Below are 26344 nucleotides of genomic sequence, written 5' to 3' on the forward strand. Positions count from 1 at the left end.
CGTCTTGCGACCCACCGCAGGCGCCTCGGCCGCCCAGTCGGCGGGCACACCGGGGTCCTCTCGTGCCCGGATGAACATCGGGCAGGTGCTCGACGAGCTGCGTGCCGACTTCCCCGGGGTGACGATCCCCAAGATCCGCTTCCTCGAGGACAAGGGGCTGATCAAGCCCGAGCGGACCCAGGCCGGCTACCGGAAGTTCTCCGGCCAGGACGTCGAGCGGCTGCGCTACATCCTGCGCATGCAGCGCGACCACTACCTGCCGTTGAAGGTGATCGGCGAGCACCTCGACGCGATCGACCGCGGGCTCGAGCCGCCGCCCATCGAGCCGGTCGGGCCCACGGTGCCGCAGGTCGCGCTGGCCGCGGACGGGCTGCCCAGCGCCGAGTCGTTCGCGCAGCGCAGCGATCTTCGGCTGTCGAGGCGCGAGCTGGTCAAGGTGGCCGAGATCTCCGAGGAGCTGCTCGACCAGCTGGAGCAGTTCGCGCTGGTCCGGCGGCGCCCGGGCACCGGCCACTACGACGCCGACGCGCTGGTGATCGCGCGCACCGCGCGTGAGCTCGCCGGGTTCGGCATCGAGCCGCGCCACCTGCGTGCGTTCAAGTCGGCGGCGGACCGTGAGGTCGGGCTGGTGGAGCAGGTGGTGGCGCCGATGCGCGGGGGACGTGACGCCTCCGCTCGGGCCCGCGCCGAGGAGGCGGTCAACGAGATCGCCGCGCTCTCGGTGCGTCTGCACGCGATGCTGGTGAAGGCCGGGCTGCGCGGCTCCTGAGGGGCCGCGGCGCCATGTGGAAAGCAGAGTAGGGTGAGTGATGTGCGCGAAGTCGATGTCATCGGAGTGAGGGTCGAGATGCCCTCCAACCAGCCCATAGTGCTGCTGCGCGAGGTCGGCGGGGAGCGCTATCTCCCGATCTGGATCGGGGCCGTCGAGGCGACCGCGATCGCGTTCGCCCAGCAGGGCGTGGTGCCGCCGCGCCCGCTCACGCACGACCTGATGAAGGACGTGCTCGAGGCGACCGGCACCGAGCTCAGCGAGGTGCAGATCACCGACATGCGCGACGGCGTGTTCTTCGCGACGCTGGTGCTGGGCTCGGGCACCGAGGTCAGCGCCCGTCCGTCGGACTCGATCGCGCTGGCTCTGCGCACCGGCAGCCGCATCGTCTGCGCCGAGGAGGTCCTCGACGAAGCGGGGCTCTCGGTGCCCGCGGAGCAGGAGGACGAGGTGGAGAAGTTCCGTGAGTTCCTGGACCAGGTGGCTCCGGAGGACTTCGACTCCCAGTGAGTCAAGACTCACCCTCACCTTGAGGTTGAGGGTTGCGACACGCCGCCGAGCGCGTTGACCACCCACCCTCGGGGATCTACCTTGGAGTGTCTCTGTTGTAACTCCAACGCTGTCGTTGCTTCCGCAGCCCCAGCGCTTCCCCCTCGGGAGTTACGCACAACGGAGTATCTGACCGGAGGAAGTACGTGGGCGTGAACGACAATGGGCAGAATCCTGCCAAGGCTCAGGATCAGCAGGCGGCGCAGGCCGCCGAGCTGGCAGGCGAGCAGGGGCTGCTCTTCACCGACGACGTGTCGCCGCTGCCCAGCGACACGGGGTACCGGGGACCCACGGCGTGCAACGCCGCCGGCATCACCTACCGCCAACTCGACTACTGGGCCCGCACCGGCCTGGTGGAGCCCACCGTGCGCGGCGCCTCGGGCTCCGGATCGCAGCGTCTGTACTCGTTCCGCGACATCCTGATCCTCAAGGTGATCAAGCGCCTGCTGGACGCCGGGATCTCGCTGCAGCAGATCCGCACCGCCGTGCAGCACCTGCTCAACCGCGGCACCGACGACCTGACCCGCGTCACCTTGATGAGCGACGGCGTCTCGGTCTACGAGTGCACCAGCAACGATGAGGTCATCGACCTGCTCCAGGGTGGCCAGGGTGTCTTCGGCATCGCCATCGGGGGCGTGTGGCGCGAGATCGAGGGGACCCTCGCCGAGCTGCCCAGCGAGCGCACCGCCTCCGCCGACGACGCGAGCACCGGCGACGAGCTCGCCGCCCGCCGCGCCGCCCGCAAGATCAGCTGACCTGCTCTTCGCAACAAGCCCCACCACCGCACAGCACGACTGTGAGGCGGTGGGGCTTGTTCGGTTGAACCGGCGCTGGCGGGCAGATGGTAGGTTCGCAGGGCTGACGATCCCGCACGGGAGAGTCTCCGCCGGCCGAGAGCACCAGGGCCGGACGGAGCGCCGAAGGGGCAATTCCTCCCCGGAACCTCTCAGGCGCCCGGACCGTGCGGAGCAGGCGACTCTGAAGCGGCCCGCGCACGTGGCGCGGGCGTGACAGAGGGGGAGGCGTCCTGGACGACCGTCATCGAGGAGCCTTCGTGTCCGATCCCGTCAGCAGTCCGTCCCCCGAGGCGGGTCAGCCGGCCGACCGCCCCACACTCGCGCAGCTCGACGCGGTGGCGCCGTTCGCGCAGCGCCACATCGGGCCCCGCGAGGACGACGTGGCCACGATGCTCGCCCGCGTGGGCTTCGAGTCCCTCGACGAGCTGATGGACGCCGCCGTCCCCGGCGGCATCCGCTCCAGCGCCACCCTGGCCCTCCCGCGGCCGGTCAGCGAGCAGGTCGCCGCACGCGAGCTGCGGGCCCTGGCCGCCTCCAACCGCCCGGCCGAGGCGATGATCGGGCTGGGCTACCACGCGACGATCACGCCGGGCGTGATCCGGCGCAACGTGCTCGAGGACCCCAGCTGGTACACCGCCTACACGCCCTACCAGCCGGAGATCTCGCAAGGCCGCCTCGAGGCGCTGCTGAACTTCCAGACCGTGGTCGGCGACCTGACCGGCCTGCCCACCGCCAACGCCTCCCTGCTCGACGAGGGCACCGCCGCGGCCGAGGCGATGACGCTGGTACGTCGCGCGAACCGCAAGGCCTCGGGCCCGTTCGTCGTCGACGCCGACGCGCTGCCGCAGACCATCGACGTGGTGCGCACCCGCGCCGAGGCGATGGGCATCGAGGTCGTCGTCGCCGACCTCGGCGAGGGCCTGCCGGGCGGGGACGCCCCGGTCAGCGGAGTGCTGGTGCAGTATCCCGGCGCCTCCGGCCGGATCCTCGATCCCCGCACGGTGATCGGGCAGGTCCATGAGCGTGGCGGGTTGGCCGTGGTCGCCGCCGACCTGCTGGCGCTCACCCTGCTCGAGGCGCCCGGCGAGCTCGGCGCCGACGTGGTGGTTGGCTCCTCGCAGCGCTTCGGCGTGCCGCTGTTCTACGGCGGCCCGCACGCCGGCTTCATGGCGGTGGGCGCCGGGCTCGAGCGGCACCTGCCCGGACGGCTGGTGGGAGTCTCGGTCGACGCCGAGGGACGCCCCGCCTACCGGTTGGCGCTGCAGACCCGCGAGCAGCACATCCGCCGCGACAAGGCGACCTCCAACATCTGCACCGCCCAGGTGCTGTTGGCCGTGGTGGCCGCCATGTACGCCGTGCACCACGGGCCGGACGGGCTGCGCGCGATCGCCACCCGCACCCACCGCTACGCCGCGGTGATCGCCGCCGCACTGGAGTCGGCCGGCCTCGAGATCGAGCACCGGGACTTCTTCGACACGATCTCGGTGCGGGTCCCCGGCCGGGCCGCCGACGTGGTCGCCTCCGCCCGCGCGCTGGGTCTGCACCTGCGGCTGGTCGACGCCGACCGGGTCGGCATCTCGACCTCGGAGACCACCAGCCGCTCCACGCTCACCAGCGTGCTCAAGGCCTTCGGGCTGGCCGTGGACGTCGACGCTCTCGACCGGGCGTGCGAGGACCGGCTGCCCGACCCGCTGCGCCGCACCACGGCGTACCTCACCCACGAGGTGTTCTCCGCGCACCACAGCGAGACCCAGATGCTGCGCTACCTGCGTCGGCTCTCGGCGCGCGACTACGCGCTGGACCGCGGGATGATCCCGCTCGGCTCGTGCACGATGAAGCTCAACGCGACCGTCGAGATGGAGCCGATCAGCCTGCCGGGCTTCGCCGACCTGCACCCGTTCGCCCCGGCCGAGGACGCCGCGGGCTACCGCCAGCTGGTCGCGGACCTGGAGGGCTGGCTGGCCGAGGTCACCGGCTACGACCGGGTCTCCATCCAGCCCAACGCCGGCTCGCAGGGCGAGCTCGCCGGACTGCTCGCGATCCGCGGCTACCACCGCGCCCACGGCGGCGCCGCGCGCGACGTGTGCCTGATCCCGTCCTCGGCGCACGGCACCAACGCCGCCTCGGCGGTGATGGCCGGGATGCGCGTCGTGGTGGTCAGGGCACGCGAGGACGGCGCGGTCGACCTCGACGACCTGCGCGCCAAGTGCGCCGAGCACGCCGACGACCTGGCCGCGATCATGGTCACCTACCCCTCCACGCACGGGGCCTACGAGGACTCGATCACCGAGCTGTGCGAGATCGTGCACGAGCACGGCGGGCAGGTCTACGTCGACGGTGCGAACCTGAACGCGCTGCTCGGCTACGCCCGCCCCGGCGAGTTCGGCGGGGACGTCTCGCACCTCAACCTGCACAAGACGTTCTGCATCCCGCACGGCGGCGGGGGACCGGGCGTCGGCCCGGTGGCGGTGCGCGCGCACCTGGCGCCGTACCTGCCCTCGCACGCGATGCACCCCGAGGCCGACAAGCGCGAGGGGATCGGGCCGATCAGCGCGGCGCCGTACGGCTCGGCGGGGATCCTGCCGATCTCCTGGGCCTACGTCCGGCTGATGGGGGCCGAGGGGCTGACCCGGGCCACCGCGACCGCGGTGCTGTCGGCCAACTACATGGCCGCGCGGCTCGGGGAGCACTTCCCGGTGCTCTACCGCGGCCACCGGGGGCTGGTCGCCCACGAGTGCATCCTCGACCTGCGGGCGCTGAGCAAGGAGACCGGCGTCAGCGTCGACGACGTCGCCAAGCGTCTGGTCGACTACGGCTTCCACGCCCCGACGATGTCGTTCCCCGTCGCCGGCACGCTGATGGTGGAGCCCACCGAGTCCGAGGACCTGGCCGAGATCGACCGCTTCGTCGACGCGATGATCGCGATCCGCGCCGAGATCGACCGGGTGGCCGCGGGGGAGTGGACGCCCCAGGAGTCCCCGCTGCGGCATGCGCCGCACACGGCGCGCGCGCTGGTGGGCGAGTGGGAGCGCAGCTACCCGCGCGAGCTCGGCGTCTTCCCGGCCGGGATCGACCCGGACAAGTACTGGCCGCCGGTGGCCCGCATCGACCAGGCCTACGGCGACCGCAACCTGGTCTGCGCCTGCCCGCCGCTCGAGGCGTTCGCCGAATGAGCGCGATGCGTCCCACGCGTGCGGTGCTCGACTCGACGGCGCACCGGCTCCGGCTGGCGCTGGCCCAGACCCAGGTGGAGAACCGGGCGCCCTCGGTGGTCGCCGGGGTGCTGCGCGAGGGCGAGCTCGTCTGGTGCGAGGGGTACGGCGACGTGCCCGGCGACCCGCGCGACACCCAGTACAAGATCGGCTCCATCACCAAGACGATGACCGCGGTGCTGGTGCTCCAGCTCGTCGCCGCGGGCCGGCTGTCGCTGGACGACACGCTCGGCGCCGTGCTCGGCGAGGTGGGCTACGGCGACCGGACGATCCGGTCGCTGCTGGCGCACTCCGGCGGGCTGCAGTCGGAGCCGAACGGACCGTGGTGGGAGCGCTCCGAGAACGGGTCCTTCGAGGAGCTGGCCGCCGCCAACGACGGGGCCGACGCCGCCCGGGGCACCGAGGGCTCCTTCCACTACTCGAACCTCGCCTACGGCCTGCTGGGCGAGGTGGTCGCACGGCTGACCGGCCGCTCCTGGTGGGACGCGCTGCAGGAGAGGGTGCTGGCTCCGCTGGGGATGGACCGGACGTCGTACCAGGCGCACGGCGTGCACGCCGAGGGCTGGAGCGTGCACCCCTACGAGCGGACCCTGCTGCGCGAGCCGCACCCCGACACCGGCGCGATGGCGCCGGCCGGTCAGCTGTGGAGCACGGTGAACGACCTGGGGACCTGGACCCGGTTCCTGCTGCGGGGACACCCGGACGTGCTGAGCCTCGAGCGGCTCGAGGAGGCGTTCGTGCCGCGCTCGGGCGAGCTCGCCAGCGGGCTCGGCTACGCGCACGGCCTGGGCTTCCAGATGTTCCCCGGCGGCTCCGGGACCCTGGTGGGGCACACCGGGTCGATGCCCGGCTTCGTCGCGACGTGCTTCGTCGACCGGGTCCGGCGCCAGGGCGTGGTGGGCTTCGCCAACGGCACCACCGGCCTGCGCGCCGCCGCGCTGGCCGCGCGGCTGCTCGAGGAGCTGGAGACGAGCGAGCCCACGATCCCGGCACCGTGGCGACCGGTGGCCGCGGTGCCGCCGGAGCTGGCCGGCCTGCCCGGCGTCTGGCACTGGGGCTACACCCGGTTCGTGTTCGAGCTGGAGAACCGGCGACGTGGCGTGGAACTTTTGGCGCGCAAGGGTGGGGTGGTGGTCTACCGGTTCGCGGTGCGCGACGGGCGGATCATCGGCACCCACGGCCACCACCGCGGCGAGGAGCTGCGCGTGGTGCGGCGCCCGGACGGCTCGATCGCCCACCTGGACATCCGCACGTTCCTGTTCACCCGGGTGCCCTACGACCCGGAGTCCCCGGTGCCCGGGGGCGTCCCCGGCTGAGCGGGCTGGGCTGGGGGTGCCGCGTTCGCGCGGGGGCGGGGGAGGGTGCGCGCCTCCCCGGGAGCGCGCAGGAATCACGAGTTAACTCGTGAAACCCGCACTTCCCACGTGAAGGAACACGTGGGAAGTGCTGGTTTCGTGTGGTCAGTCGCCTGGGGGGCGTACGGCGCGGTCGCCCGTCGCGGCGTACGGCATGGGCGCCCGGGGGGCGGGTGATTGGCGCAGCCCGGGTCGTGTGCCCGACGGCGCGTTAGAGCGCGTACTCAGGCACACAACCCGGCTGGCGTGCGTGCTGGCCCCTCACAGGGCCTGGGACACGCTCGACATGTTGAAGTCCGGCACCCGCAGCGCCGGCATCGCGGTGCGTGAGAAGTAGTCGTCGCCCCACTCGCGGCTGAACGCCGGACCGGTGGCGCTGGCGTGCGAGAACCGGTTGAGCAGGTCCACGGGGCTCTCGTTGAACCGGAAGTTGTTGACCGCCCCGGTGATCTCCCCGTTCTCGACGAGGTAGACGCCGTCGCGGGTGATGCCGGTCAGCAGCATGGTCTGCGGGTCGACCTCGCGGATGTACCACAGACAGGTCAGCAGCAGGCCGCGCTCGGTGCCGGCGACCAGGTCGTCCACGGTGCCGGTGGCGCCGTCGACCTCCAGGACCAGGTTGTCGATCATCGGGGTCACCGCCAGCCCCGTCATCGCCGCCGAGTGGCGGGTCTGGAGCAGCGAGGTGAGCAGGCCGTCGCGGATCCAGTCGGTGCGGGCGAGCGGCAGACCGTTGTCGAAGACCGACGAAGTGTTGCCCGAGGCGCCTGCGGTCACGAACGGGGCGCTCTCCAGTCCCGGGAAGGCAGGGTCGCTGAACAGGGTGACGCCCGGGCGGGCGACCTGCTCGCCGACGCGGGTGCCGCCGCCGCGTCGGCTGAAGACCGACTGCCCCTCGTGCGCGACGCGGGCGCCGGCACTCCAGTAGGCGTCGATCATCAGGTCGGCCAGGGCGATGGGTGGCAGGATGGTGTCGTAGCGTCCCGCGGGCAGGTCGACGCGGCGACTGCCCCAGGACAGGCGCCGGGCGAGCGTTTCCTCCATCGCGAGCGCGTCCACGTCGGTGAAGTCGCGGGTCGCCCCGCCGACCCAGGCGCTCTGGGAGAGGTCGGCGCTCTTGCCGGTGCAGCCGTAGTGACCGGTGGGCTGGACGTGGCGCAGCCGCAGGCCGGTGCTGGAGCCGAGGTAGGTCGTCGTCAGCTCGTGGTTGACGAAGCCGTAGAGGACCCGGTCCTGCCCGCGGGCCCGCCCGAACGCCTCGCCCAGCGCCGGGGCGAACGCGTCGTAGACGTGGATGTCGGTGGGCACCGGCGCGTCGTCCCAGTCCGCGGCGGCCCCGCCGGGGACGAGGTCGGCGGCGTCCTCGGCCGGCTCGCCGAGGCGGGCTGCGGCGTCGGCCTGCTCGACGAGCGTGCTGACCTGCTCCAGTGAGCTGGCGCTGCCGCTCACCGAGCCGGTGGCGACGCCGCCGGCGCGCCGTACGAAGGAGATCACGGTGACCGAGAGCGCCTGCATCACGCCGTTGGTGGTGAGGGTGTTGTTCGCCCAGCGCAGGTTGGCGCTGGTGGCGTGGGAGGCGATCGCGATGCAGTCGTCGGCGCCGGAGGTCGCGAGGGCGTGCTCGACGAGGTCCTGCGGGCGCGGGGGCGTGGTCGTCATCAGTGGCCGGCCTCTTCGGTGGTGTTGAGGATGCGTACGTCGCGGAACAGCGAGGTCGGAGCGCCGTGGCTGACCGCGGCGACCTGGCCGGGCTGGGCCTTGCCGCAGTTGAACGCGCCACCGAGGACCCAGGTCTGCGGCCCGCCGACGGCCTCCATCGAGCCCCAGAACTCGGTGGTGGTCGCCTGGTAGGCGACGTCGCGGACCTGGCCCTTGAGCTGGCCGTCCTCGATGCGGTAGAAGCGCTGGCCGGTGAACTGGAAGTTGAAGCGCTGCATGTCGATGCTCCAGCTCTTGTCGCCGACGACGTAGAGGCCGCGCTCGACACGCGAGACGAGGTCCTCGGTGCTGGGGCCGTCGGCGGCGGGCTGCAGGGAGACGTTGGCCATCCGTTGGATGGGGACGTGCCCGGCGGAGTCGGCGTAGGAGCAGCCGTTGGAGCGGCCGGCGTTCAGCTCGGGATGGAGCCGGCCCATCGCCCGGTCGAGTTGGTAGCCGACCAGGACGCCGTCCTTGACGATGTCCCACGTCTGGGTCTGCACGCCCTCGTCGTCGTACCCGATCGTGGCGAGGCCGTGCGGGGTGGTGCGGTCACCGGTGATGTGCATGACCGGCGAGCCGTACTGGAGGGTGCCGAGCTTGTCGTAGGTGGCGAACGACGTGCCGGCGTAGTTCGCCTCGTAGCCCAGCGCGCGGTCGAGCTCGGTGGCGTGCCCGATCGACTCGTGGATGGTCAGCCACAGGTTCGAGGGGTGGATGACCAGGTCGTAGCGGCCCGCCTCGACGCTCGGGGCCCGCAGCTTCTCGGCCAGCAGCCCGGGGACCTCGGCCAGCTCGCCGTCCCAGTCGTAGCTGCCGTCGGTGAGGTACTCCCAACCGCGGCCGACCGGGGGAGCGAGGCTGGCCATCGAGTCGAAGACGCCGGTGGTCTCGTCGGTGCCCATCGCCTCGAAGAACGGCTGGAGGCGGATGCGCTGCTGGGTGGTGCGGGTGCCGGCCAGGTCGGCGTAGTACTTGTTCTCCTGCACCTGCTGGACACCGGCGGTGGCGTGCTGGACGGCGTCGTGGGCGCGCAGACGGCGAGACCAGTCGATGAGCAGCGTCGCCTTGTCGGCGGTCGGGACGTCGAGCGGATTGACGTCGTACGCCGAGAGCCAGGTCACGTCGTCGTAGACGGGCTCGGGGGCGAGCTCCACCGGCTCGGACGTCATCGTCGCGGCCACCAAGGCGACCTGGACGGCGGTCTCCGCGACGCGGCGGGCCTCGTCGACGGTGAGCAGCATCCCGGAGGCGAAGCCCCACGCGCCGCGGTGGATGACGCGGACCGCGAAGCCCAGGTCCTCGGCGTCCGCCGCGGTCTGCAGCACCTCGTCGCGCACGCCGACGTACTGGTGGCGCAGCCGCTCGAAGCGGAAGTCGGCGTGGCTGACGCCGAGCTCCCGCGCGCGCTGGAGGGCTGCATCGCCGAGGGCGCGGTAGGGGAGCGCGAGGAAGGTCGGGTCGAGGTCCGAGTCGCTCATGGAGGAAACCTAGTCGACCGGAGCGCTGGGTGGCGCCCGGGTTTGGCGGGAGCCTGCCTCGCAGGGCGGGGGAGGGGGCGGCGGATCAGCGGGAGAGGCGGGGGCTGGCTTCGAGGACGGTGAGGGTGGCGGGGTCGCCGGTCATGGTGACGGTGCCGTCGACGGGTTGCCAGGGGCCGTTGTTGAGGCGGAAGCGGGCGGTCCAGGTGGTGTCGACGGAGGGGTGGACGGTGAGGTCGGCGTCTTCGTACTGGTGGGAGATGTAGGTGTCCATGGGGAGGTTGTCGTGGAAGGCGGTGCCGGGGGTGGTGCTGGTCTGGTGGGTGCCGTCGCCGTGTTTCCAGGTGAAGGTGGTGGGGGTGATGTCGAGTTCGACGCTTTGGCCGAGCATCGTGAGGGTGTGGGTGAAGGGTTCGGCTTGGGTGGAGAAGAGGGTGTCGAAGTTGACGAGGGTCTCGCCGCCTGGGGGTTGGACGGTGAGGGTGGATTCGGGGAGGGGGACGCGGCGGAAGGCGCGGGTGATCATGCCGGGGGTGATGACCGGGGCGGCGGCGGCGGCTTCGCCTGGCTCGAGGCAGTGTTGCCCGATGTTGGTTCGTGTCCCCTCGGGGGTGTGCTGCCACACAGTGACGACCACACCCTCTTCGCCGCATTGCATCGCTCCGGCACAGTCGTAAAGGCCCGGATTGATGTCGAAGTCCCGTCCGCACGTCGAGGTATACGAGTATGTGAACGAAGTGGGGCTGCCTTGTGATGCGGTTCCAGCCGGCTGCGTCTCCGGCAGAGAGGGTGGTTCATTAACTTCGTACTGTGCCCAGAGATGATCACTCCCTGGCCGCACCTCCGGACCAAGCGAAGCGATGTTCGCTTCCGCCGCATGCCACGGCAGCAGCGCCGCGGCCAGCGCGGCAACCGTGAAGCCCGCGCCTATCACTCAAGCCGTCCGAACTGTGCGATTCGCCATCCGTCGTCGGTCCATCGGAGTTCGAAGGACAAAGCTCCTCGAGCTGTCGCGGTGACGCTTCGAGGCTGTCCCTTGCGATAGACGACTTCCTTAGGCCTGCGCACCGTGATGGCGACCGTGGGGGAATCAAGGGACGAGCCTTTGGGGAGTTTGCTGATCTGCATCAGCTCGTATCTCTTAGTCTCAATGCGGCCACCACCGTCATACAGTTCCTTCAAGTACGAAGCCGCGCTGCTGCAGGAGCGGCATCCCGGCATGGCGAGTGCCTCAAGATCGCTCACATCGCCTGTTGTGGATCCCTTGAATGTGGCGTCCGCCCAGTGATTGAAAAATGCGGCGATCCCTGCCTCCGTCTTCACCCGCCATGGCTCCGCCGTCGGCGTCGCTCTAGGCGTCGTCGCTGCCGCCGATGTGGCTGGCGGCTTGGCCTCGGGCTCCTCATCGTTCCCGGTGCAGCCGGTGAGCAGCAGGGGCAGGCACAGCAGCAGTGCGGTGACGGTGCGAGAGCGCAGGTTCACGTCGGGATCCTCACTGTCTGCGAGAGCCGCCGCCCAGGAGCCGGCGCAGGTCCAAGGTAGTGAGATCAGAGCGCGCAGCGACAGGCCCGCGACCGGAACTGTGGACAACGGCCCCGCAAGAAATGCGGGTCAGGCCGAGCGGAGCAGCCGGATCGTCGACCCGGTCCGGCTCTTGTCCACCTGCAGCTGCACCGGGATCCGGGCCCGCATCTCGGAGACGTGGCTGACCACGCCCACCACCCGTCCACCGTCGCGCAGCGCATCGAGGGTGTCCATCACGTCGTCGAGCGTCTCGGGGTCCAGCGAGCCGAACCCCTCGTCGACGAACAACGTGCCCAGGTCGGCTCCGCCCGCCTCCTGGGTGACCACGTCGGCCAGCCCCAGAGCCAGCGCCAGCGAGACCACGAACGTCTCACCGCCCGACAATGTCACCGGGTCGCGCTGCTCCCCGGACCAGGCGTCGCGCACGATCAGGCTCAACCCGCCGCGGGTCTCGCCGGCGCCCTTGTGGTGGGTGTGCTCGAGGGCGTAACGCTGGTCCGACATCGTCGCCAGCCGGACGTTGGCCGCGGCCACCACCTGGCCCAGACGGTAGGAGAGCACGTACGCGGAGAGGCGCATCTTGAGCCGGTTGTCGGCCGACTTCCCCTCCACGAACGACGCCACCCGCTCCGCCACGCCGTACGACGCCCGCGCGGGCTCCCACGTGGCGAGCGCAGCATCGAGCTCCTCGCAGAGCGTCCGCAGCCGGCGTACCCGCGCCTCGCAGACGCCGGCGCGACTCTGCAGCTGGGCCAGGCAGCGGGCCAGATCCGCGTGGGTGGATGCCAGCGCCGCCAGGTTGGGCTCCTCGCACTCGACCGCGGCGACGAGCTCGGGGTCGGCCAGCTGGGCCAGCGCCCCCGAGCGCTCCCGGTCGTAGGCCTCGAGGAAGCGCTGCAGGTCGTCACAGTCCTCCTGACCGAGCAGGGCGCGCTCGGCGTCGGCCACGTCGGCGAATCCGTGCTCGAGGGCACACGCGGCCAGCGACTCCCGGGTCTCCTGGACACGCTCCTCGGCCTGGTCCAGCTCCTGGATCCGGCGCAGGGCGTCGCTGAGGAGGTCGTCGGCCTCACCCAGCTCGCTCAGCAGGGGCGCGAGGGCGTCGTGCCCGCTTCGGGCGAGGACGGTGCCGAGCTCGCGCTCGATGCCGGCGGCCTCCCGCTCGCGGGCCTGGCGGGTCGCCTCGCACGCGGACAGCTGCTGGCCCAGCGCGGTGACCTGCTCGCGGACCGTGCCGACCTCCTGCTCCAGGCGCGTCACTTCCCCCCGCCTCGTGTCGGCCTGGGCCCCGAGGCGCCGGCACTCCTGTAGCTCGCTGCTCACCTCGGCCAGGAGATGCTCGAGGTCCGCGCGGGCCAGGGACCCGGCGGCCGCCCGGGCGCCGGCCAGCTGGGTCTGCAGGTCGCGGACCTGCTGCTCGTGGGCGAGCCGGGCGATCTCGGCGTCCTCGTGCGTCCTGCGGGCCTCCTTCTCGTCACGCTCGCTGGGCGCGCCACTGGCCGGTACCGCCTTGAGCGGGTGCTCCTCGGACCCGCACACCGGACAACAGGTGCCGTGGGCGAGCTGGCCGGCGATCTCCGCGGCCATGCCCTCGAGTCGAGCCTCACGCAGCGACAGCCACCGCTCGCGCAGCGCCTGCGTGCGGTCCACGGCCTCGCTCAGGGCAGCGAGGGCTTCCTCGAGGGCCGGCTCCAGAGCAGCGACCTGACGGCAGGCCGCCCGCTGCCTCTCCAGCTCGGTGCGGCGTGACTCCAACGAGGCGACCCGGGTCTCGGCCGCCAGCGACTCAGCCAGCGCCGCTCGGGTCTGCTCGAGTCGCTCGGGCAGCTGCTCACCGCGCTGGGAGAGACGGGTGATCTCGGCCGAGAGCGCCTCGATGCGCTGGGAGCTGGTGGCCAGCTCGCTGCGGACGCGGTCCAGGTCCGCCTCGCGGGGCAGCAGCGCACGCGCCGCGGCGAGCTGGTCGCGGGCGCGCTCGCAGGCCGCCTCGACGTCCTTGGCGTCCACGTCGAAGGCTCCCAGCAGCGCAGCCGCCTCGCTGCGGGCCTGGGCGGCCGACGTGGCGGCACGCTCGCGGGCGGTGAGCGCCTGCGCGCTCAGCCGCAGCAGCGGACGCACGGCGGCGGCCCGGTGGGCGCGCTGCAGACGCTGTCGGCCCTCGTCCGCCGTCTGCGCGCGGGCGTCCAGCGCCTCCAGCGCGGATAGGGCGCGCGCGTGCCGCTCCCGGCGTTCGCGCAGCCGGCGCCCCTCCTCGAGGGACTCCCGGGCCACACGCTCCGCGGGGACCGCGACGGCCAGCGACGCCGCGAGGTCCTGGTGGTCGGCTTCCGCACGCCCGAGCAGGTCGACCGCCCAGCCGCGCAGGGTGCCGTCCTCCGCGGCCGACTCCAGCGACTCCTCCCATTCCGTGGGCGTCGGCTCGTCGGCGGACTCGCTGATCCGCCCCAGCACCGCGACCACGTCCGCGCGCCGGGTCTCGCAACCCTTGCGCAGCTCGATGCGCCGATCGCGCAGCCAGCGCTCGATGTCGGCGAAGCGGTCGGTGCGGAACAGCTTCTGCAGCAGCTTCTGACGGTCTTCGGAGCGGGAGCGCAAGAACGCCTGGAACTGCCCCTGCGGCAGCATCGCCACCTGGGTGAACTGCGACATGTTCATGCCCAGCAGGTGGGTGACCAGATGGCCGGCCTCGTCGTTGCGGCTCGACAGGTGCACCCACTGGGAGCCCTGGCGCTCCTCGACCAGCACCTTGGCCTGCTCGGTGGTGGTGCCGCTGCCGCGCTTCTTGGGGCGCTCCCAGGCCGGCGAGCGGGTGATCCGGAAGCGCCGATCGGCCAGGGTCGTGTCGAGCACCACCCGCGGGGCAAGCCCCGGCGCGGCGGTGTCGCAGCGCAGCCGTCGCGCGGCGCTGCGGTCCCCGGGCACGTCGCCGTACAGCGCGAAGCAGACCGCGTCGAGGATGCTGGTCTTGCCCGCGCCGGTGGGCCCGGCGAGCAGGAACAGCCCGGACTCGGAGAGCTCGTCGAAGTCGACCTCCGCGGTGTCGGCGAACGGGCCGAACGCGGTGACCTGCAGGTGGTGGATCCTCACGGCGCGCCCCCCGAGGCGAGCGGCACGCTGACGTCGAGGTCACGGTCGTCGCAGCAGCTGTCGCAGGCGTCGAGCAGCAGCTCCGACTCCGCCTCGGACGCGTCGGCGCCGCGCAGGTCCCGGACGAAATCGAGCGCGATCTGGTGATCGGACTTCCCCTGCACCGCGGCACCGGCGACCGTGACGGCACCGCCGCCGGCGGGCTCGAAGCCGAGCACCAGCGTGTGCGGGAAACGGCGCTGCAGCCGCTCCATCGCCTGCAACGGACGCACGTCGTCGGTCAAGGTCACCTGCAGCCAGGATCCCTCGTGCACGCTCAGCTCCGGGTCGGTGAGCAGCGACTCCAGCTCGCCGCGCACCCGGGCCAGCGGACGCGGTACGGGCGCCTCGACGAAGTCGGTGCTGCCCAGCCCGTCGCGGCCCAGCTCGACCAGCCAGGAGCCCTTGCGGTGCGCGGCCTCCGAGAACGAGTACGCCAGCGGGGAGCCGCTGTAGCGCACCGAGCCGCGCAGCGTGTGGCGCCCGTGCAGGTGCCCCAGCGCGGTGTAGTCGATGCCGTCGAAGAACGAGGTGGGCACCATCGACACCCCGCCGACGCTGATGTCGCGCTCGGAGTCGCTCGGCTCCGCGCCGGCGACGAAGGCGTGCGCCATCACCACCGAGCGGGTGCCGGCGCGGCCGGCCAGGTCGGTGCGGACCCGGCGCATCGCCTCGCCGAGCGCGGCCTCGTGGGAGCGCCCGGTCAGCGCCCACGGCTCACGCACGGCGTCGGGGTCGAGGTAGGGCAGCCCGTACACCGCGACCTGGCCGTGCTCGTCGTCGAGCAGCACCGGGGTGCCGACGGTGGTGGCGTCGGTGCGGATGAAGACGCCTGCGGCGTCGATCAGCCGGGAGTTGAAGCCCAGCCGGCGCGCCGAGTCGTGGTTGCCGCTGGTCACCACCACCTGGGCGCGCGAGGCCGCGAGTCGGGCGAAGGTCTCGTCGGCGAGCTGGACGGCGTCCACCGGAGGCAGCGCGCGGTCGTAGACGTCCCCGGACACCACCACCAGGTCGACCTGCTCGCTGTGCACCACCGCGAGCAGGTGGTCGACGTAGGCAGCCTGGTGGTCGAGCATGCCCTCGCGGTGGAAGGAACGCCCCAGGTGCCAGTCGGAGGTGTGGAGGATGCGCACGAGAAGACCGTAGAAGAGGCCGCCGACAGTCCGCCGGAGCCCACGCCGTTCAGCGCCCTCGGCCCTGGTCACACGGGCTAGCGTGGAGGCATGGACGAGCTGACCTGCCCGCGCTGCGGAGAACCGGTGGCCCTGCCGCCGGGCGCCGACCCGACGACCGAGCGACGCTGCCTGGACCCGGCCTGCGACGGGACGGTGCGCGACGACCGGCCCGGTTCGCTGGGCGGCGACAACGGCGGTGGGTGACGCGCTCAGCTGTAGCGCACGCAGCGGCTCTCGGCGGTGAAGCCGTAGAGCGCCAGTCCGGACTCCTCGGCCAGTCGCACCGAGAGGCTGGTCGGCGCGCCCACCGCCACCAGTGAGCCGACACCGGCCGCGACGGCCTTCTGCACCAGCTCGAAGCCGGCCCGCCCACTGACCACCAGGCAGGCGTCGGCCGAGGCGGCGCCCGCTAGGACCCGCGCGCCGGTGACCTTGTCGACGGCGTTGTGCCGCCCGACGTCCTCGCGTACGACGAGCATCCGGCCCTCGGCGGTGCACAGGCCGGCCGCGTGCACGCCGCCGGTGCGCGCGAAGACCCGCTGGGAGACGCGCAGCCGCTCGGGCAGGCGTCGTACGACGTCCGGGCTGGGCAGGGGACCGGTCCAGGGGGACGGGCGGGGGACGTCGAGGACCGCGGCGATGCTGTCCTTGCCGCACACCCCGCAGGCCGACGAGCCGGCGCTCATCGCGCCGTGCCGGTGGGTCGGGTCGGAGGCCGGGGGAGCGCTCAGCGTGACGGTCACGACGTTGAACTCCTGCTCGGGCTCAAGGTCGCTGTCGGTGCAGTACGCCACCGTGTGGAGATGTCCCGGACCCGCCACCCCCTCGTGCATCAGATAGCCCGCGGCCAGCTCGAAGTCGTGGCCGGGCGTGCGCATGGTGACCCAGACCCGCTCGGCCGCACGTCCCGGCCAGGCGAGCCGGATCTCCAGCGGCTCCTCGGTGGCCAGCCGGTCCTCGTGGTGACGCTCGCCGTCCGGTGTCAGCTCCCGCACCCGGGTCCGCACGGTCGGACCGGGACGCCGAGGCTTGCCGTCCCCGAGGCCTGTCACGGGCTCACACCCGCCCGAAGGCCTTGCGTACGGCGAGCCGGCGCGCCAGCTCGTCGGCCATGTCGACCACCCGTCGGCGCAAGCTCAGGTCCAGGTCCGCGGAGCCCGCCAGGGTGCGGGCCCGGGTCAGGGTCACCTCGTCGGTCGCGGTCATCGGGAAGAACGCCTGCGCCGCATCCGCCAGGCTCCAGCCGCTGCGCACCGCGACGGTGCCGGGCAGCTCGGCGAAGTAGCGCTCCACGTACTCCTGGGTGAGGTGCTCCTGCCCGACCTGCCACATGCCCTCCCCGGCGGCGGCGAGCTCGTAGTTGGGCACGTCGTCCTCACCGGTGAAGCGGCGCCAGGCCCAGGCCTTGGCGTCCGCGTCGGGCAGCGAGGCCACCGCCCGGGTGTGCTCCACGCGCGAGCGCGCGGTCGGCTCGGCGTGCAGCCGCTCGTCGAGCTCGCCGCGCGTGATCTCCCCGAGCACCGCCAGGCGGGCCAGCATCCGCCAGCGCAGGTCGAGGTCGACCTCGAGTCCCTCGGGCAGCTCGCGGCCCTCGAGCCAGCCCCGCAGCGCAGCGGCCTCGCGGCCCGACGACACCAGGGACTGGAAGGCGGACAGCTGGAGGGTCGAGCCGGCCGGTGTGCGTCCCAGCAGCGTCCGGCAGGCGTGGTGGATCCGGTCGAGCGCGCGCAGCGGGTCGTGGGACAGCGTCGCCACCTTCCCGATCGCCCAGGGCAGCGTGGAGCCGGTCGCGTCGTCGTTGGTCTCGACGGGGATCGCCGCCTCGACGAGGTCCAGCACCCGCTCGGGGCTGACCGCGGCGTTGTGGAAGGCGCTGCGCACGCCGTTCCAGATGCCGGCGCGCAGCAGCTGGTCGTCGGTCTCGGCCAGCAGCGCGGGGAGCGCGGCGACGGTCTCGTCGTCGGGCTGCACCAGCGCCCAGGTGTCCTCGAAGGGGTCCAGCACGACGGCGGCCCCGACCGGGGCGTCGTAGGGGGTGACGCCGCCGGTCAGCGTGACCCGGCTGGTGCTCCAGTCGCCGCCCGGCTCGGCGACCGCGACCCGGAAGGTGTGCTCGCGGTCGGCGGGGTGCGCGGCGGGCGGCGTACGGCGCAGCAGGCCGGCCGCCCGGTCCAGGACGATGGTGTCCGGGCCGGCGGTGCGCAGCCAGTTGTCGGTGAACGACGTGAGGTCCCGGGCACCGGCCTGCTCCCAGCTGGTGAACAGGTCGTGCATGGTCGCGTTGGCGAAGCGGTGGCGGGTGAAGTGGTCGATCGCGCCGGCCAGGAACACCTCGTCGCCCATCCGGGCGTTGAGCTGCTTGAGGATCGCCGAGCCCTTGGCGTAGGAGATGCCGTCGAAGTCCTGCAGCGCGGCGGTGGCGTCGACGGCGCCGTTGCCGGCCACCGGGTGGGTGCTGGGCCGCTGGTCGGCGATCAGCCCCCACTGGCGGCGGGCGTAGGCGTTGTGGGTCCAGGCGTCGCCGTACTCGGTCACGTCGGCGGTGACCCGGTTGCCCATGTACTCGGCGAACGACTCGTTGAGCCACAGGTCGTCCCACCAGCGCGGCGTGACGATGTTGCCGAACCACTGGTGGGCCATCTCGTGGGCGACCGTGGTGGCGCGCTGGATGCGCACGCCGCGGGTCACCCGGGAGCTGAAGATCAGCGGGTCGCGGAACGTCACGCAGCCGGGGTTCTCCATCGCGCCGGCGTTGAACTCGGGTACGAACGCCTGGTGGTAGTCCCCGAACGGGTAGCGGATCCCGAACAGCCGGTGGAACTCGTCGAAGCACTGCTTGGTCATCGTGAACAGCTCGTCGGCGTCGGCCTCGAGGTCCTTGGCGATCGAGGCGCGCGCGGAGAGCCCGAGCGGGATGCCGTCGTGCTCGTCGCGGATCAGGTGGTAGGGCCCGGCCACCAGCGTGACGAAGTACGTCGAGAGCGGCCGGGTCTGCTCGAACTCCCAGCTGCCGGGCTCGACCTGGCGGCCCGGTGCGTTGCCGACCACCACCCAGTCGGTGGGTGCGGTGACGTGGAAGGTGTAGGGCGCCTTCAGGTCCGGCTGGTCGAAGCAGGCGAAGATGCTCGGCGCGGCGTCCATGAACGACATGCCGTAGACGTAGTGCTTCCCGTCCGCGGGGTCGACGCTGCGGTGCAGGCCCTCGCCGTCGTTGCGGAAGCGCATCACCGCGTCCACGACGACCTCGTTGCGGCCCGGCACGGTCTGTAGCGGCAGCCGGCCGCGGGAGAGGAGCTCGGCGTCGACGACCTGCTCGTTGACCCGGATCTCGTTCACGCGCGCGGGCTTGAGGTCGAGGAACGTCGGGCCGCCGGCGCTGTCGAAGCGGATCGTCGTCACCGACGAGAACGTCGCGTCGTCCGCGGCCAGGTCGAGACGCACGTCGTACTCCTCGACGGTGAGAAGCTCGGCGCGCGCCTGCGCCTCGGTGTGCTGGAGGCTCTGGGAGGGGGTCGTCACCCACCCAGCCTAGGTGGCATCCGTCGGCCGCGACACGCCCGCGGTCCCCGGTGTCGCCGGAACCCGAACGGCGCCCGACGGCTGCGGCACACTGACCCTCATGGACGTGACCGAGATCCTGCTCCCGGGTGTGGGGGTCGTCTACGAGTTCGAGACGCGGAACGGCGTGCGGACCGGCGTGGTGGCGCGCCGCGACGGGTCCTTCGACCTGCTGCGCTACGAGCGGCGCGACCCCGACGCCGCCGAGACGCTCCTCTCGCTCTCGCGTGACGAGGCCGAGACGTTGGCTGGGTTGCTGGGCGCGCCCAGGATCGTGGAGAAGTACGCGGACCTGACCCGCGAGATCCCGGGCCTGATCTCCGACACCGTCGACCTTCCGCCTGGTTCGCCGTACGACGGAGCCTCGCTGGGCGCGACCCGGTGTCGCACGCTGACCGGTGCCTCGATCGTGGCGGTCGTGCGCGGCGAGCGGGTGATCACCTCCCCGGGACCGGGGGAGAGGCTGCTGGCGGGCGACTCCCTGGTGGTCATCGGCAGCCGCGAGGCCCTCGACGCGGTCCGCCGCATCCTCCTCGGCTAGGCGCCGCCCGCGTGGAGTCGTTCTTCCTCGAGCTCGGGGTCATCCTGCTGATCCTCGGGTTCTTGGGCAACGTCGCGGGGCGCCTGGGGCTCTCGGCGATCCCCTTCTTCCTCGTCGCGGGGCTGATGCTCGGCGAGGGCGGGATCCACAACCTGGGGGCCTCCAGCGAGTTCATCGAGGTCGCCGGCGAGCTGGGCGTGCTGCTCCTGCTGCTGATGCTGGGGCTGCAGTTCTCCGCCGAGGAGTTCGCGGCGTCGATGAAGCGGCACACCCCCTCGGGAGTGGTCGACCTGGTGCTCAACGCCCCGGTGGGGTTCGTGGCGGGGTGGCTGCTGGGCTACGACTGGCAGGCCTGTCTCGCGCTCGGCGGGATCACCTGGATCTCGTCGTCGGGGATCGTGGCGCGCCTGCTGAGCGACCTGAGGCGCACCGGCTTCCGCGAGACCCCGGCGGTGCTGTCGGTGGTGGTGCTCGAGGACATCATGATGGCGGTGTTCCTGCCGCTCCTGGTGGTCGTGCTCTCCGGCGGCTCGATGCTCGCGGCGATGGTCGCGGTCGCGGGCGCGCTCGGCGTCGTGCTGCTGGTGCTCTTCGCCAGTCGGCGCTTCGGCCATCACCTGGGCCGCGTGCTGGGTCACGAGAGCGACGAGCAGGTCCTCTTGCGCGTGTTGGGGCTGATGCTCGTGGTAGCCGGGCTGACCTACCTGGTGGACGCCTCCGCCGCCGTCGGCGCGTTCCTGGTCGGACTGGCGATCCCGCCGGGGACCGCGGAGCGGGCGCGCGACGTGCTCCGGCCGCTGCGCGACCTGTTCGCCGCCCTGTTCTTCCTCTCCTTCGGGCTGACCACCTCGGTGCAGGAGGTGGTGCCGTTCCTGCCCGCCGCGCTGGCCCTCGCCGTCGTCTGCGCGCTGACCAAGGTGGCCACCGGGATCTACGCCGCACGTCGCGACCACGTAGGGGCGATGGGCCAAGCCCGTGCCGGAACCGCGCTGATCGCCCGCGGCGAGTTCTCGATCGTGATCGCGGAGCTGGCCGTGACCGCCGGCTACACCGAGATCGGCCCCCTCGCCTCCGGCTACGTGGTGATCCTCGCCGTGGCGGGCCCGCTGCTGGCCAGGTACGCCGACCAGCTCACCGCCTCCTCCCGGGCCTGGTTCCAGCCCGCCTAACGCGACCCGTCACTGCCTCGACCATTTGTGCGGCGTGTCGCGGGGGCGGGTGGGAGGGGGGCAGCGGGCAGCGCGCGAGGGGCGGCGCGCGGAGGGGGTCGGCCTGCGAGGGGTCAGCGTGCGGAGGGGGCGGCGCGGAGGGGGCGGCGCGCGGAGGGGGCGGCGCGCGGAGGGTTCCGCGGGCATGAGCGGCGACTCTCGGCGTACTTCCCACACGAAACCCGCACTTCCCACGCGTTGCAACGCCTGGGAAGTGCGGGTTTCACGAGTTAACTCGTGAAAGCAGGTGCTGCTGGGACAAACTCAGCCCCGCGCCTCCAGCGCCTCGGTGAGCAGGGCGACCAGGGCCTCGAGCTGGACGTCGGCGGAGGAGGGGAGCTCCTCGTCGGAGCCCTCGAGGGCGCGGGCGGCGAGGCCGGCCTTGCTGTCGATGAGCTCGGCGATCTTGGTGTCGATCGTCTGGGCGGCGATGATCCGCCAGGCGGTGACCGGCTCCTCCTGGCCGATGCGGTGGATCCGGTCGATGGCCTGGGTCTGCTCTGCGTCGGTCCAGGAGAGCTCGGCGAGGACCATGTTCGAGGCGACCTGGAGGTTGAGGCCGACACCGGCCGCGGCCAGCGAGCAGACCACGATGGCGACCTCGGGGTCGTTGACGAAGGCGTCGATGTTGCGCTGGCGCCGCGCCGTGGTCTGGTCGCCGCGGATCGAGGAGTACTTGATCCCGCGCCGGGCGAAGGTCTCCTCGGCCTGGTCCATCACGTCCACGTGCTTGGCGAAGAAGACGACCTTGCCGACCGAGCGGGCGAGCTGGGCGGCGTAGTCGGCGGCCAGCCCGGCCTTGGCCTGCCCGATCCGGCGCATCATCGAGAAGACGTTCTCGTCGCTCGGCGTGCTGGCGGTGTCCTCGCGCTCCCAGGTCGCGACGCGACGCACCAGCTCGTGGTCGATGCCGTCCACCACGACCTTCGAGGTACGACGCTCGAGGGCGCCGTCGTAGCGCTCGACCAGCCGGCGGGCCAGCTCGCGCTCGGCCTGACGGATCGAGCGGCCGACCTCGTCGTCGAGCTCCACGGGGAGGTCGGCGACCCGGCGGGCCGGGATGTCGGCGGCGACATCGATCTTGCGGCGTCGCACGATGCCCATGTCGACCACGCTGTTGCGCGCCGCCGCGTAGAAGCCGGGGTCGGCCGGGGTGAGCCCTGCCTCCTCGAGCTTGTCCATCAGCTCGGGCAGCGGCGCCTTGTCGTCGATCCAGCCGAGGAACTGCCAGATCGCCCGGAAGTCCTCGATGTCGTTGATCAGCGGGGTGCCGGTCAGCGCCATCAGCAGCGGACGGGCGATCCGGCGCCGGATCCGCTCGGAGAGCTGCAGCACGTGCTGGGAGCGCTGGGAGCTCTTGTTCTTGATGAAGTGGGCCTCGTCCACGACCATCCCGCGGAAGCCCAGGTCGCCGAGCCAGCCGACGTGGCGGTCGAGGACCTCGTAGTTCACGATCACGATGTCGGCGAAGCCGTCGATGCTCTCGCCGTCACCGTGGATCACCGTGGCGGGCCGGTTCGGCGTCCACAAGCCCGCCTCGCGCGCCCAGTTGGTCTTGACCACGTTGGGCACGACGACGAGCAGCGGGTAGGCCTCGGCGGCCTGCGCGGCGAGCAGCGCCTGGGCGGTCTTGCCCAGGCCGGGCTCGTCGGCCAGCAGGAAGGTCCGGTGCCCGGCCGCGGCCGCGGCCACCACCTGGGCCTGGTGCGGCATCAGCTCGAGGTCGCCGGGCAGCTTCACGGCGGACGGCTCGGGCAGCGGCATGCAGGCGCGCGCCCGGCCACCGCCGTACTCGAAGGAGCGGAAGAGCGGGCCGAGCAGCTCCCAGTCGGCCAGCAGCCGCTGGCTCTTGGGCCGCGGCGGCGCCGCGGAGAAGTCGGGGACCAGGAACGGGTTGGCGAGCTGGCGCGCGATCACCGACTGCGGCACCACCTGGCGCTCGGGTCGGCCACCGGTCGTGGCGGCAGCGGGCGGTGCCTCCTCGACCGGCACCTCGAGGCCGGCCGCCTCCAGCATCTCCCGCTTGAGGGCCTTCGCGGAGTCGGAGACCACGGCCTTCTCGTCGAGCAGGGTCAGCAGGGAGGTGTCGCGTACGGCGGTCGTCGCCAGGATCGTGGCGATCCCGTCGAGCCGCTTGAGCTGCTCCCCGCGCTGCGCCTCGCTGGCGGTCGCGTCGCTCTTGATGCGCTCGCGCTCCTGGCGCACCAGCAGCGCCACCACCTGGAACTTCGTGCGGGTCGAGGGCATCACCGCCCCACGGGACACCGCCGCCTCGATCTCGCGCACCGCGCGGGCAAGGACCGGGATGACGCCCTCGTTGTCACGCGCGCGCACGCGACGCTGATCGCGCGGGGCGCTACGGCGAGCACCCTGCTGGCGCTGGCCTCGTCGAGCCACAGACTCCTCCTCCGGATACCCGGCACGGGCGCCGCCACGGGGTCTTGCACCCGCTCGCGGCGCACAGCCGGGACGCTGGGACGTCATGCGAGGCAGACCGGGGCCCACTCCGAGACGACACGTGGCCCCACAGATCTGCGAGAGATCGACGAGACGGGCCCGACGGCCCGTCCTCATCAGGGAACCTACGACCACCAGGTGGTGGCCGGATCGCCCCGCGCGGCAACGACCGCGCGATGGCAACATCCATGTTAGCCCCAGGTGCCAGCGGACCGGGAGGCGACACTCGCGCGAGCCTCACCGAACGGCGACGTCCCCCGCCGCGAGAGCCGGACCGGAAGGTCGGGCCCTGGTGACGAGGGACGTCGGGTGATGCTGTGGGGAGGTGGCCGAGCGGTGGCTCAGCCCTGGAGTCCGAGAGCGAACTCCACGTGGCCCTCCTGGTCGACGCGCGCGTCGAGCACCTTGTCGTCGAGCTGCTCGGCGGCCGGGGCGTCGAGATAGACGTGTGCGCCGCCCGCCTCCACGATCTGGTCGCCGGGCTCGGGCTGCGGCGCCGCCGTCACCGCGAACGACGGCTCGGGGGAGTCCTCGCTGGTGATCCGCAGGCCGGCAGTGTCGGAGAGACCCTGCTGGGAGGTGATGTCCTTGACGATCGTGCTGGCGTTCTCGGTGAGGGTGAGCATGCTCCACCTTCCGATTGCGTACAGAGACAGCCCCCACCCTTGCTCGGGCGATGCCCCCAGACAAGCCGGGCCCCGATCCCGGGCGTGTCCGCGGGCGCGCCGACTCTGGCAGGGTGTGGCCCATGAGCGAGGACACCCGGCGCAGCATCGACCTGACCCGCACCGGCGAGGGTCGCTACCGCGCCACCAACGTCCGGGGCGGGGTCCTGGACTTCGGCTCCGGCGACGACGCCGACTTCACGCCGGTCGAGCTGCTGCTGGTCGCCCTGGCCGGGTGCAGCGCGATCAACGTGGACCTCATCACCGGACGCCGCGCGCAGGCGCTGTCCTTCGACGTGCGTGCCGAGGGCGACAAGATCCGCGACGAGCTCGGCAACCGGCTGAGCGACCTGCGGGTGAGCTTCGACGTGGTCTTCCCCGACGACGAGGCCGGGGATCGGGCGCGCGCGATGCTGCCCCGGGCGATCGAGCAGACCCGGGAGCGGCTGTGCACCGTCAGCCGCACCGTCGAGGTCGGCACCCCGGTGTTGTGCGAGTCAGGTACGTCGGGGGCAGCGCAGCCGGGCCAGGACCCCGCCTGATGGCGAACCGTGGGCCTCGCCCGCCGCGGTGGACGACGGCGCGGATGCCCTCCCAGCACGGGCGTCGCTTCCTGATCACCGGCGCCACCGGCGCGCTCGGGTTGGAGTGCACCCGGCGGCTGGCCGAGGCGGGAGCCCAGGTCACGATGGCGGTGCGCTCACCGGACAAGGCCCGCGACCTGGTCCGCGGCGTCAAGGGCGACCTCGAGCTCCGCCAGCTCGACGTCGCCGACCTGGACGCCGTGCGCGAGTTCGCCGCCGGCACCGGGCCGGTCGACGTGCTGATCAACAACGCCGGGGTGATGGGGCTGCCGCTGACCCGCACCGGCGACGGGCTCGAGCTCCAGCTGGCGACCAACCACCTGGGTCACTTCCTGCTGACCAACCTGCTGCTGCCGCGGGTGACGGACCGGGTGGTGGCGATCGCGTCGGCGGCACACCGCTCCGGCCACCTCGACGCCGCGGACCTGAACTGGGAGCGGCGTCCCTACCACCGTTACGGCGCCTACGCGCAGTCCAAGCTGTGCAACCTGCTGTTCATCGCCGAGCTGCAGCGCCGGCTGACCGCCGCCGGGTCCACCCTGCGCGCGGTCGCTGCCCACCCCGGCTACAGCGCCACCGGCATCCAGGGGCACACCGGCTCACGCGCCTTCACCGCGCTCGCCCAGGTCGGCAACCGCCTGGTCGGGATGCCGCCCGAGCGGGGCGCCCTGTCCCCGCTGTTCGCGGCCACCATGGACGTGCCGGGCAACAGCTACGTCGGTCCGCACCGGGCCGGGGAGCTGTTCGGCTGGCCCACCCAGGTGGGGCGCAGCCGAACGGCCAGCGACCCCGACGTCGCCCGCGAGGTGTGGGCGAGGTCGGAGTCGCTGACCGGGGTCTGCTTCGGGCTGTGAGCCCACCACGCGGTGCTACTTGACGCTCACCCCGGTGATCTCGACCGCGGTCTTCGGCGAACCGTCAGGCGTCCCCTCGGCCGTCCCGGCGGCGGCCGCGTCGGCGATCAGCTTGGTGCTCTTCGCGTCCAGGCGACCGAAGACGGTGTAGTCCTTGGCCAGCCCCGAGTTGGAGTCCTCGTAGACGATGAAGAACTGCGAGCCGCCGGAGTCGGGCATCGAGGTCTTGGCCATCGCCAGCGCACCCGCGGAGTAGTCCTCGGTGCCGGACAGCTCGTCGGGGATGGAGTACCCGGGTCCGCCCATGCCCGACGCGGTCGGGTCGCCGCACTGCAGGACGTAGATGCCCGAGGTGACCAGGCGGTGGCACTCGGTGTCGGTGTAGTAGCCCTGCTCGGCCAGCGACACGAACGAGTTCACCGTGCACGGGGCGCTCTTCGCGTCCAGGGTGGCCTTGATCTCGCCGAGCCCGGTGCTGATCGTGACCGGCACCTTCCCCTTCACCGTCGGCTCGGCCGGAGGAAGCTCGACCTCCTTGGCGGCGTCACCGGAGGCGACGTACTCGCAGGATCCGCTCGCCTGCGCGTCACCCTCGCTCGGCGTGGCCGAGGCCGACTCGCTGGGGCTGGCGGACTCGCTCGAGCTGGCCGTGTCACCGGCCTTGTCGCTGTCGTCGGAGTCGTCGCCGCACGAGGCGAGCAGGGTCATCATCAGGACGGCGGTCGGGACCGCTACAAGTCGTCGGAGCATGCGGCGATGGTAGGCGAGGGCCCCTCACGGCCGGCCGGGCG

21 protein-coding genes and 1 riboswitch are annotated in these 26344 nt (G+C 72.3%); of the genes, 10 read left to right on the forward strand and 11 right to left on the reverse strand.

All coding sequences use genetic code 11. The features are described from left to right. The first annotated feature begins 70 nt into the window (after window positions 1-70). The 5 genes from ftsR (at window position 71) to AC6EH9_RS17745 (ending at window position 6643) form a co-directional block, all read left to right on the forward strand. Window positions 71-769, forward strand: a complete 699-nt coding sequence (ftsR, locus tag AC6EH9_RS17725) for a transcriptional regulator FtsR (RefSeq protein ID WP_498425000.1) — start codon at window positions 71-73, stop codon at window positions 767-769. A 42-nt stretch (window positions 770-811) separates the two neighbouring features. Beyond that, window positions 812-1279: a bifunctional nuclease family protein gene (locus AC6EH9_RS17730; RefSeq protein ID WP_498425001.1), complete on the forward strand. Its 468-nt coding sequence runs from the start codon at window positions 812-814 to the stop codon at window positions 1277-1279. A 191-nt stretch (window positions 1280-1470) separates the two neighbouring features. Continuing rightward, a complete protein-coding gene (locus tag AC6EH9_RS17735) occupies window positions 1471-2073 on the forward strand; it encodes a MerR family transcriptional regulator (RefSeq protein ID WP_498425002.1) in 603 nt (200 codons plus the stop codon). A 107-nt stretch (window positions 2074-2180) separates the two neighbouring features. Beyond that, a riboswitch (glycine riboswitch) is annotated at window positions 2181-2290 on the forward strand. 160 nt (window positions 2291-2450) lie between these two features. Then, window positions 2451-5288 (forward strand): aminomethyl-transferring glycine dehydrogenase, encoded by a 2838-nt coding sequence (gene gcvP, locus AC6EH9_RS17740; protein ID WP_498425038.1) that lies wholly within the window; start codon window positions 2451-2453, stop codon window positions 5286-5288. A 5-nt stretch (window positions 5289-5293) separates the two neighbouring features. Then, complete coding sequence (locus AC6EH9_RS17745; RefSeq protein WP_498425003.1) at window positions 5294-6643, forward strand: serine hydrolase domain-containing protein; 1350 nt, start codon at window positions 5294-5296, stop codon at window positions 6641-6643. 300 nt (window positions 6644-6943) lie between these two features. Here AC6EH9_RS17745 and AC6EH9_RS17750 read toward each other — a convergent pair whose 3' ends face one another. The 6 genes from AC6EH9_RS17750 to AC6EH9_RS17775 form a co-directional block, all read right to left on the reverse strand. Beyond that, window positions 6944-8341, reverse strand: coding sequence for a TldD/PmbA family protein (locus AC6EH9_RS17750; protein ID WP_498425004.1), 1398 nt, complete (start codon window positions 8339-8341; stop codon window positions 6944-6946). Then, complete coding sequence (locus tag AC6EH9_RS17755) at window positions 8341-9861, reverse strand: TldD/PmbA family protein (RefSeq protein WP_498425005.1); 1521 nt, start codon at window positions 9859-9861, stop codon at window positions 8341-8343. Before AC6EH9_RS17755 ends, AC6EH9_RS17750 begins: the two co-directional genes overlap by 1 nt. A gap of 85 nt (window positions 9862-9946) precedes the next feature. Next, entirely contained in the window at window positions 9947-10795 is an 849-nt protein-coding gene (locus AC6EH9_RS17760) for a hypothetical protein (protein WP_498425006.1), read from the reverse strand. Further along, complete coding sequence (locus AC6EH9_RS17765; RefSeq protein ID WP_498425007.1) at window positions 10792-11343, reverse strand: DUF6318 family protein; 552 nt, start codon at window positions 11341-11343, stop codon at window positions 10792-10794. Before AC6EH9_RS17765 ends, AC6EH9_RS17760 begins: the two co-directional genes overlap by 4 nt. Before the next feature lie 129 nt (window positions 11344-11472). Then, window positions 11473-14472 carry an AAA family ATPase gene (locus AC6EH9_RS17770; protein WP_498425008.1) on the reverse strand — a complete coding sequence of 1000 codons (3000 nt, stop codon included), beginning with the start codon at window positions 14470-14472 and terminating at the stop codon, window positions 11473-11475. After that, window positions 14469-15644, reverse strand: coding sequence for an exonuclease SbcCD subunit D (locus tag AC6EH9_RS17775; protein WP_498425009.1), 1176 nt, complete (start codon window positions 15642-15644; stop codon window positions 14469-14471). The genes AC6EH9_RS17770 and AC6EH9_RS17775 overlap by 4 nt, the downstream gene beginning before the upstream one ends. Window positions 15645-15734: 90 nt before the next feature. Here AC6EH9_RS17775 and AC6EH9_RS17780 point away from each other — a divergent pair, with 90 nt between their 5' ends. Beyond that, window positions 15735-15890, forward strand: a complete 156-nt coding sequence (locus AC6EH9_RS17780) for a hypothetical protein (RefSeq protein ID WP_498425010.1) — start codon at window positions 15735-15737, stop codon at window positions 15888-15890. A gap of 5 nt (window positions 15891-15895) precedes the next feature. Here AC6EH9_RS17780 and AC6EH9_RS17785 read toward each other — a convergent pair whose 3' ends face one another. Next, complete coding sequence (locus tag AC6EH9_RS17785; RefSeq protein WP_498425011.1) at window positions 15896-16738, reverse strand: formate dehydrogenase accessory sulfurtransferase FdhD; 843 nt, start codon at window positions 16736-16738, stop codon at window positions 15896-15898. 4 nt (window positions 16739-16742) lie between these two features. Then, a complete protein-coding gene (pepN, locus tag AC6EH9_RS17790; RefSeq protein WP_498425012.1) occupies window positions 16743-19205 on the reverse strand; it encodes an aminopeptidase N in 2463 nt (820 codons plus the stop codon). Window positions 19206-19305: 100 nt separating this feature from the next. Here pepN and AC6EH9_RS17795 point away from each other — a divergent pair, with 100 nt between their 5' ends. Then, window positions 19306-19785, forward strand: a complete 480-nt coding sequence (locus AC6EH9_RS17795; protein ID WP_498425013.1) for a cation:proton antiporter regulatory subunit — start codon at window positions 19306-19308, stop codon at window positions 19783-19785. An 11-nt stretch (window positions 19786-19796) separates the two neighbouring features. After that, entirely contained in the window at window positions 19797-20954 is a 1158-nt protein-coding gene (locus AC6EH9_RS17800; protein WP_498425014.1) for a cation:proton antiporter, read from the forward strand. Between the two features lie 303 nt (window positions 20955-21257). Here the strand turns inward: AC6EH9_RS17800 and AC6EH9_RS17805 are convergent, their stop codons facing one another. Continuing rightward, complete coding sequence (locus AC6EH9_RS17805) at window positions 21258-23327, reverse strand: DEAD/DEAH box helicase (RefSeq protein ID WP_498425015.1); 2070 nt, start codon at window positions 23325-23327, stop codon at window positions 21258-21260. 464 nt (window positions 23328-23791) lie between these two features. Then, on the reverse strand, window positions 23792-24076 hold the full coding sequence (locus tag AC6EH9_RS17810; protein WP_498425016.1) for a Fe-S cluster assembly protein HesB: 285 nt from the start codon (window positions 24074-24076) through the stop codon (window positions 23792-23794). 122 nt (window positions 24077-24198) lie between these two features. On the opposite strand from AC6EH9_RS17810, the gene AC6EH9_RS17815 reads away from it, so the two are divergent. Together AC6EH9_RS17815 and AC6EH9_RS17820 are read left to right on the forward strand one after the other, a co-directional pair. After that, complete coding sequence (locus AC6EH9_RS17815; RefSeq protein ID WP_498425017.1) at window positions 24199-24657, forward strand: OsmC family protein; 459 nt, start codon at window positions 24199-24201, stop codon at window positions 24655-24657. A 44-nt stretch (window positions 24658-24701) separates the two neighbouring features. Beyond that, window positions 24702-25553: an SDR family NAD(P)-dependent oxidoreductase gene (locus AC6EH9_RS17820; protein ID WP_498425018.1), complete on the forward strand. Its 852-nt coding sequence runs from the start codon at window positions 24702-24704 to the stop codon at window positions 25551-25553. Window positions 25554-25568: 15 nt separating this feature from the next. Here the strand turns inward: AC6EH9_RS17820 and AC6EH9_RS17825 are convergent, their stop codons facing one another. Then, entirely contained in the window at window positions 25569-26303 is a 735-nt protein-coding gene (locus AC6EH9_RS17825) for a peptidylprolyl isomerase (protein ID WP_498425019.1), read from the reverse strand. Window positions 26304-26344 lie beyond the last annotated feature (41 nt).

It is taken from the genome of Nocardioides sp. Z21_20, assembly GCF_059766585.1.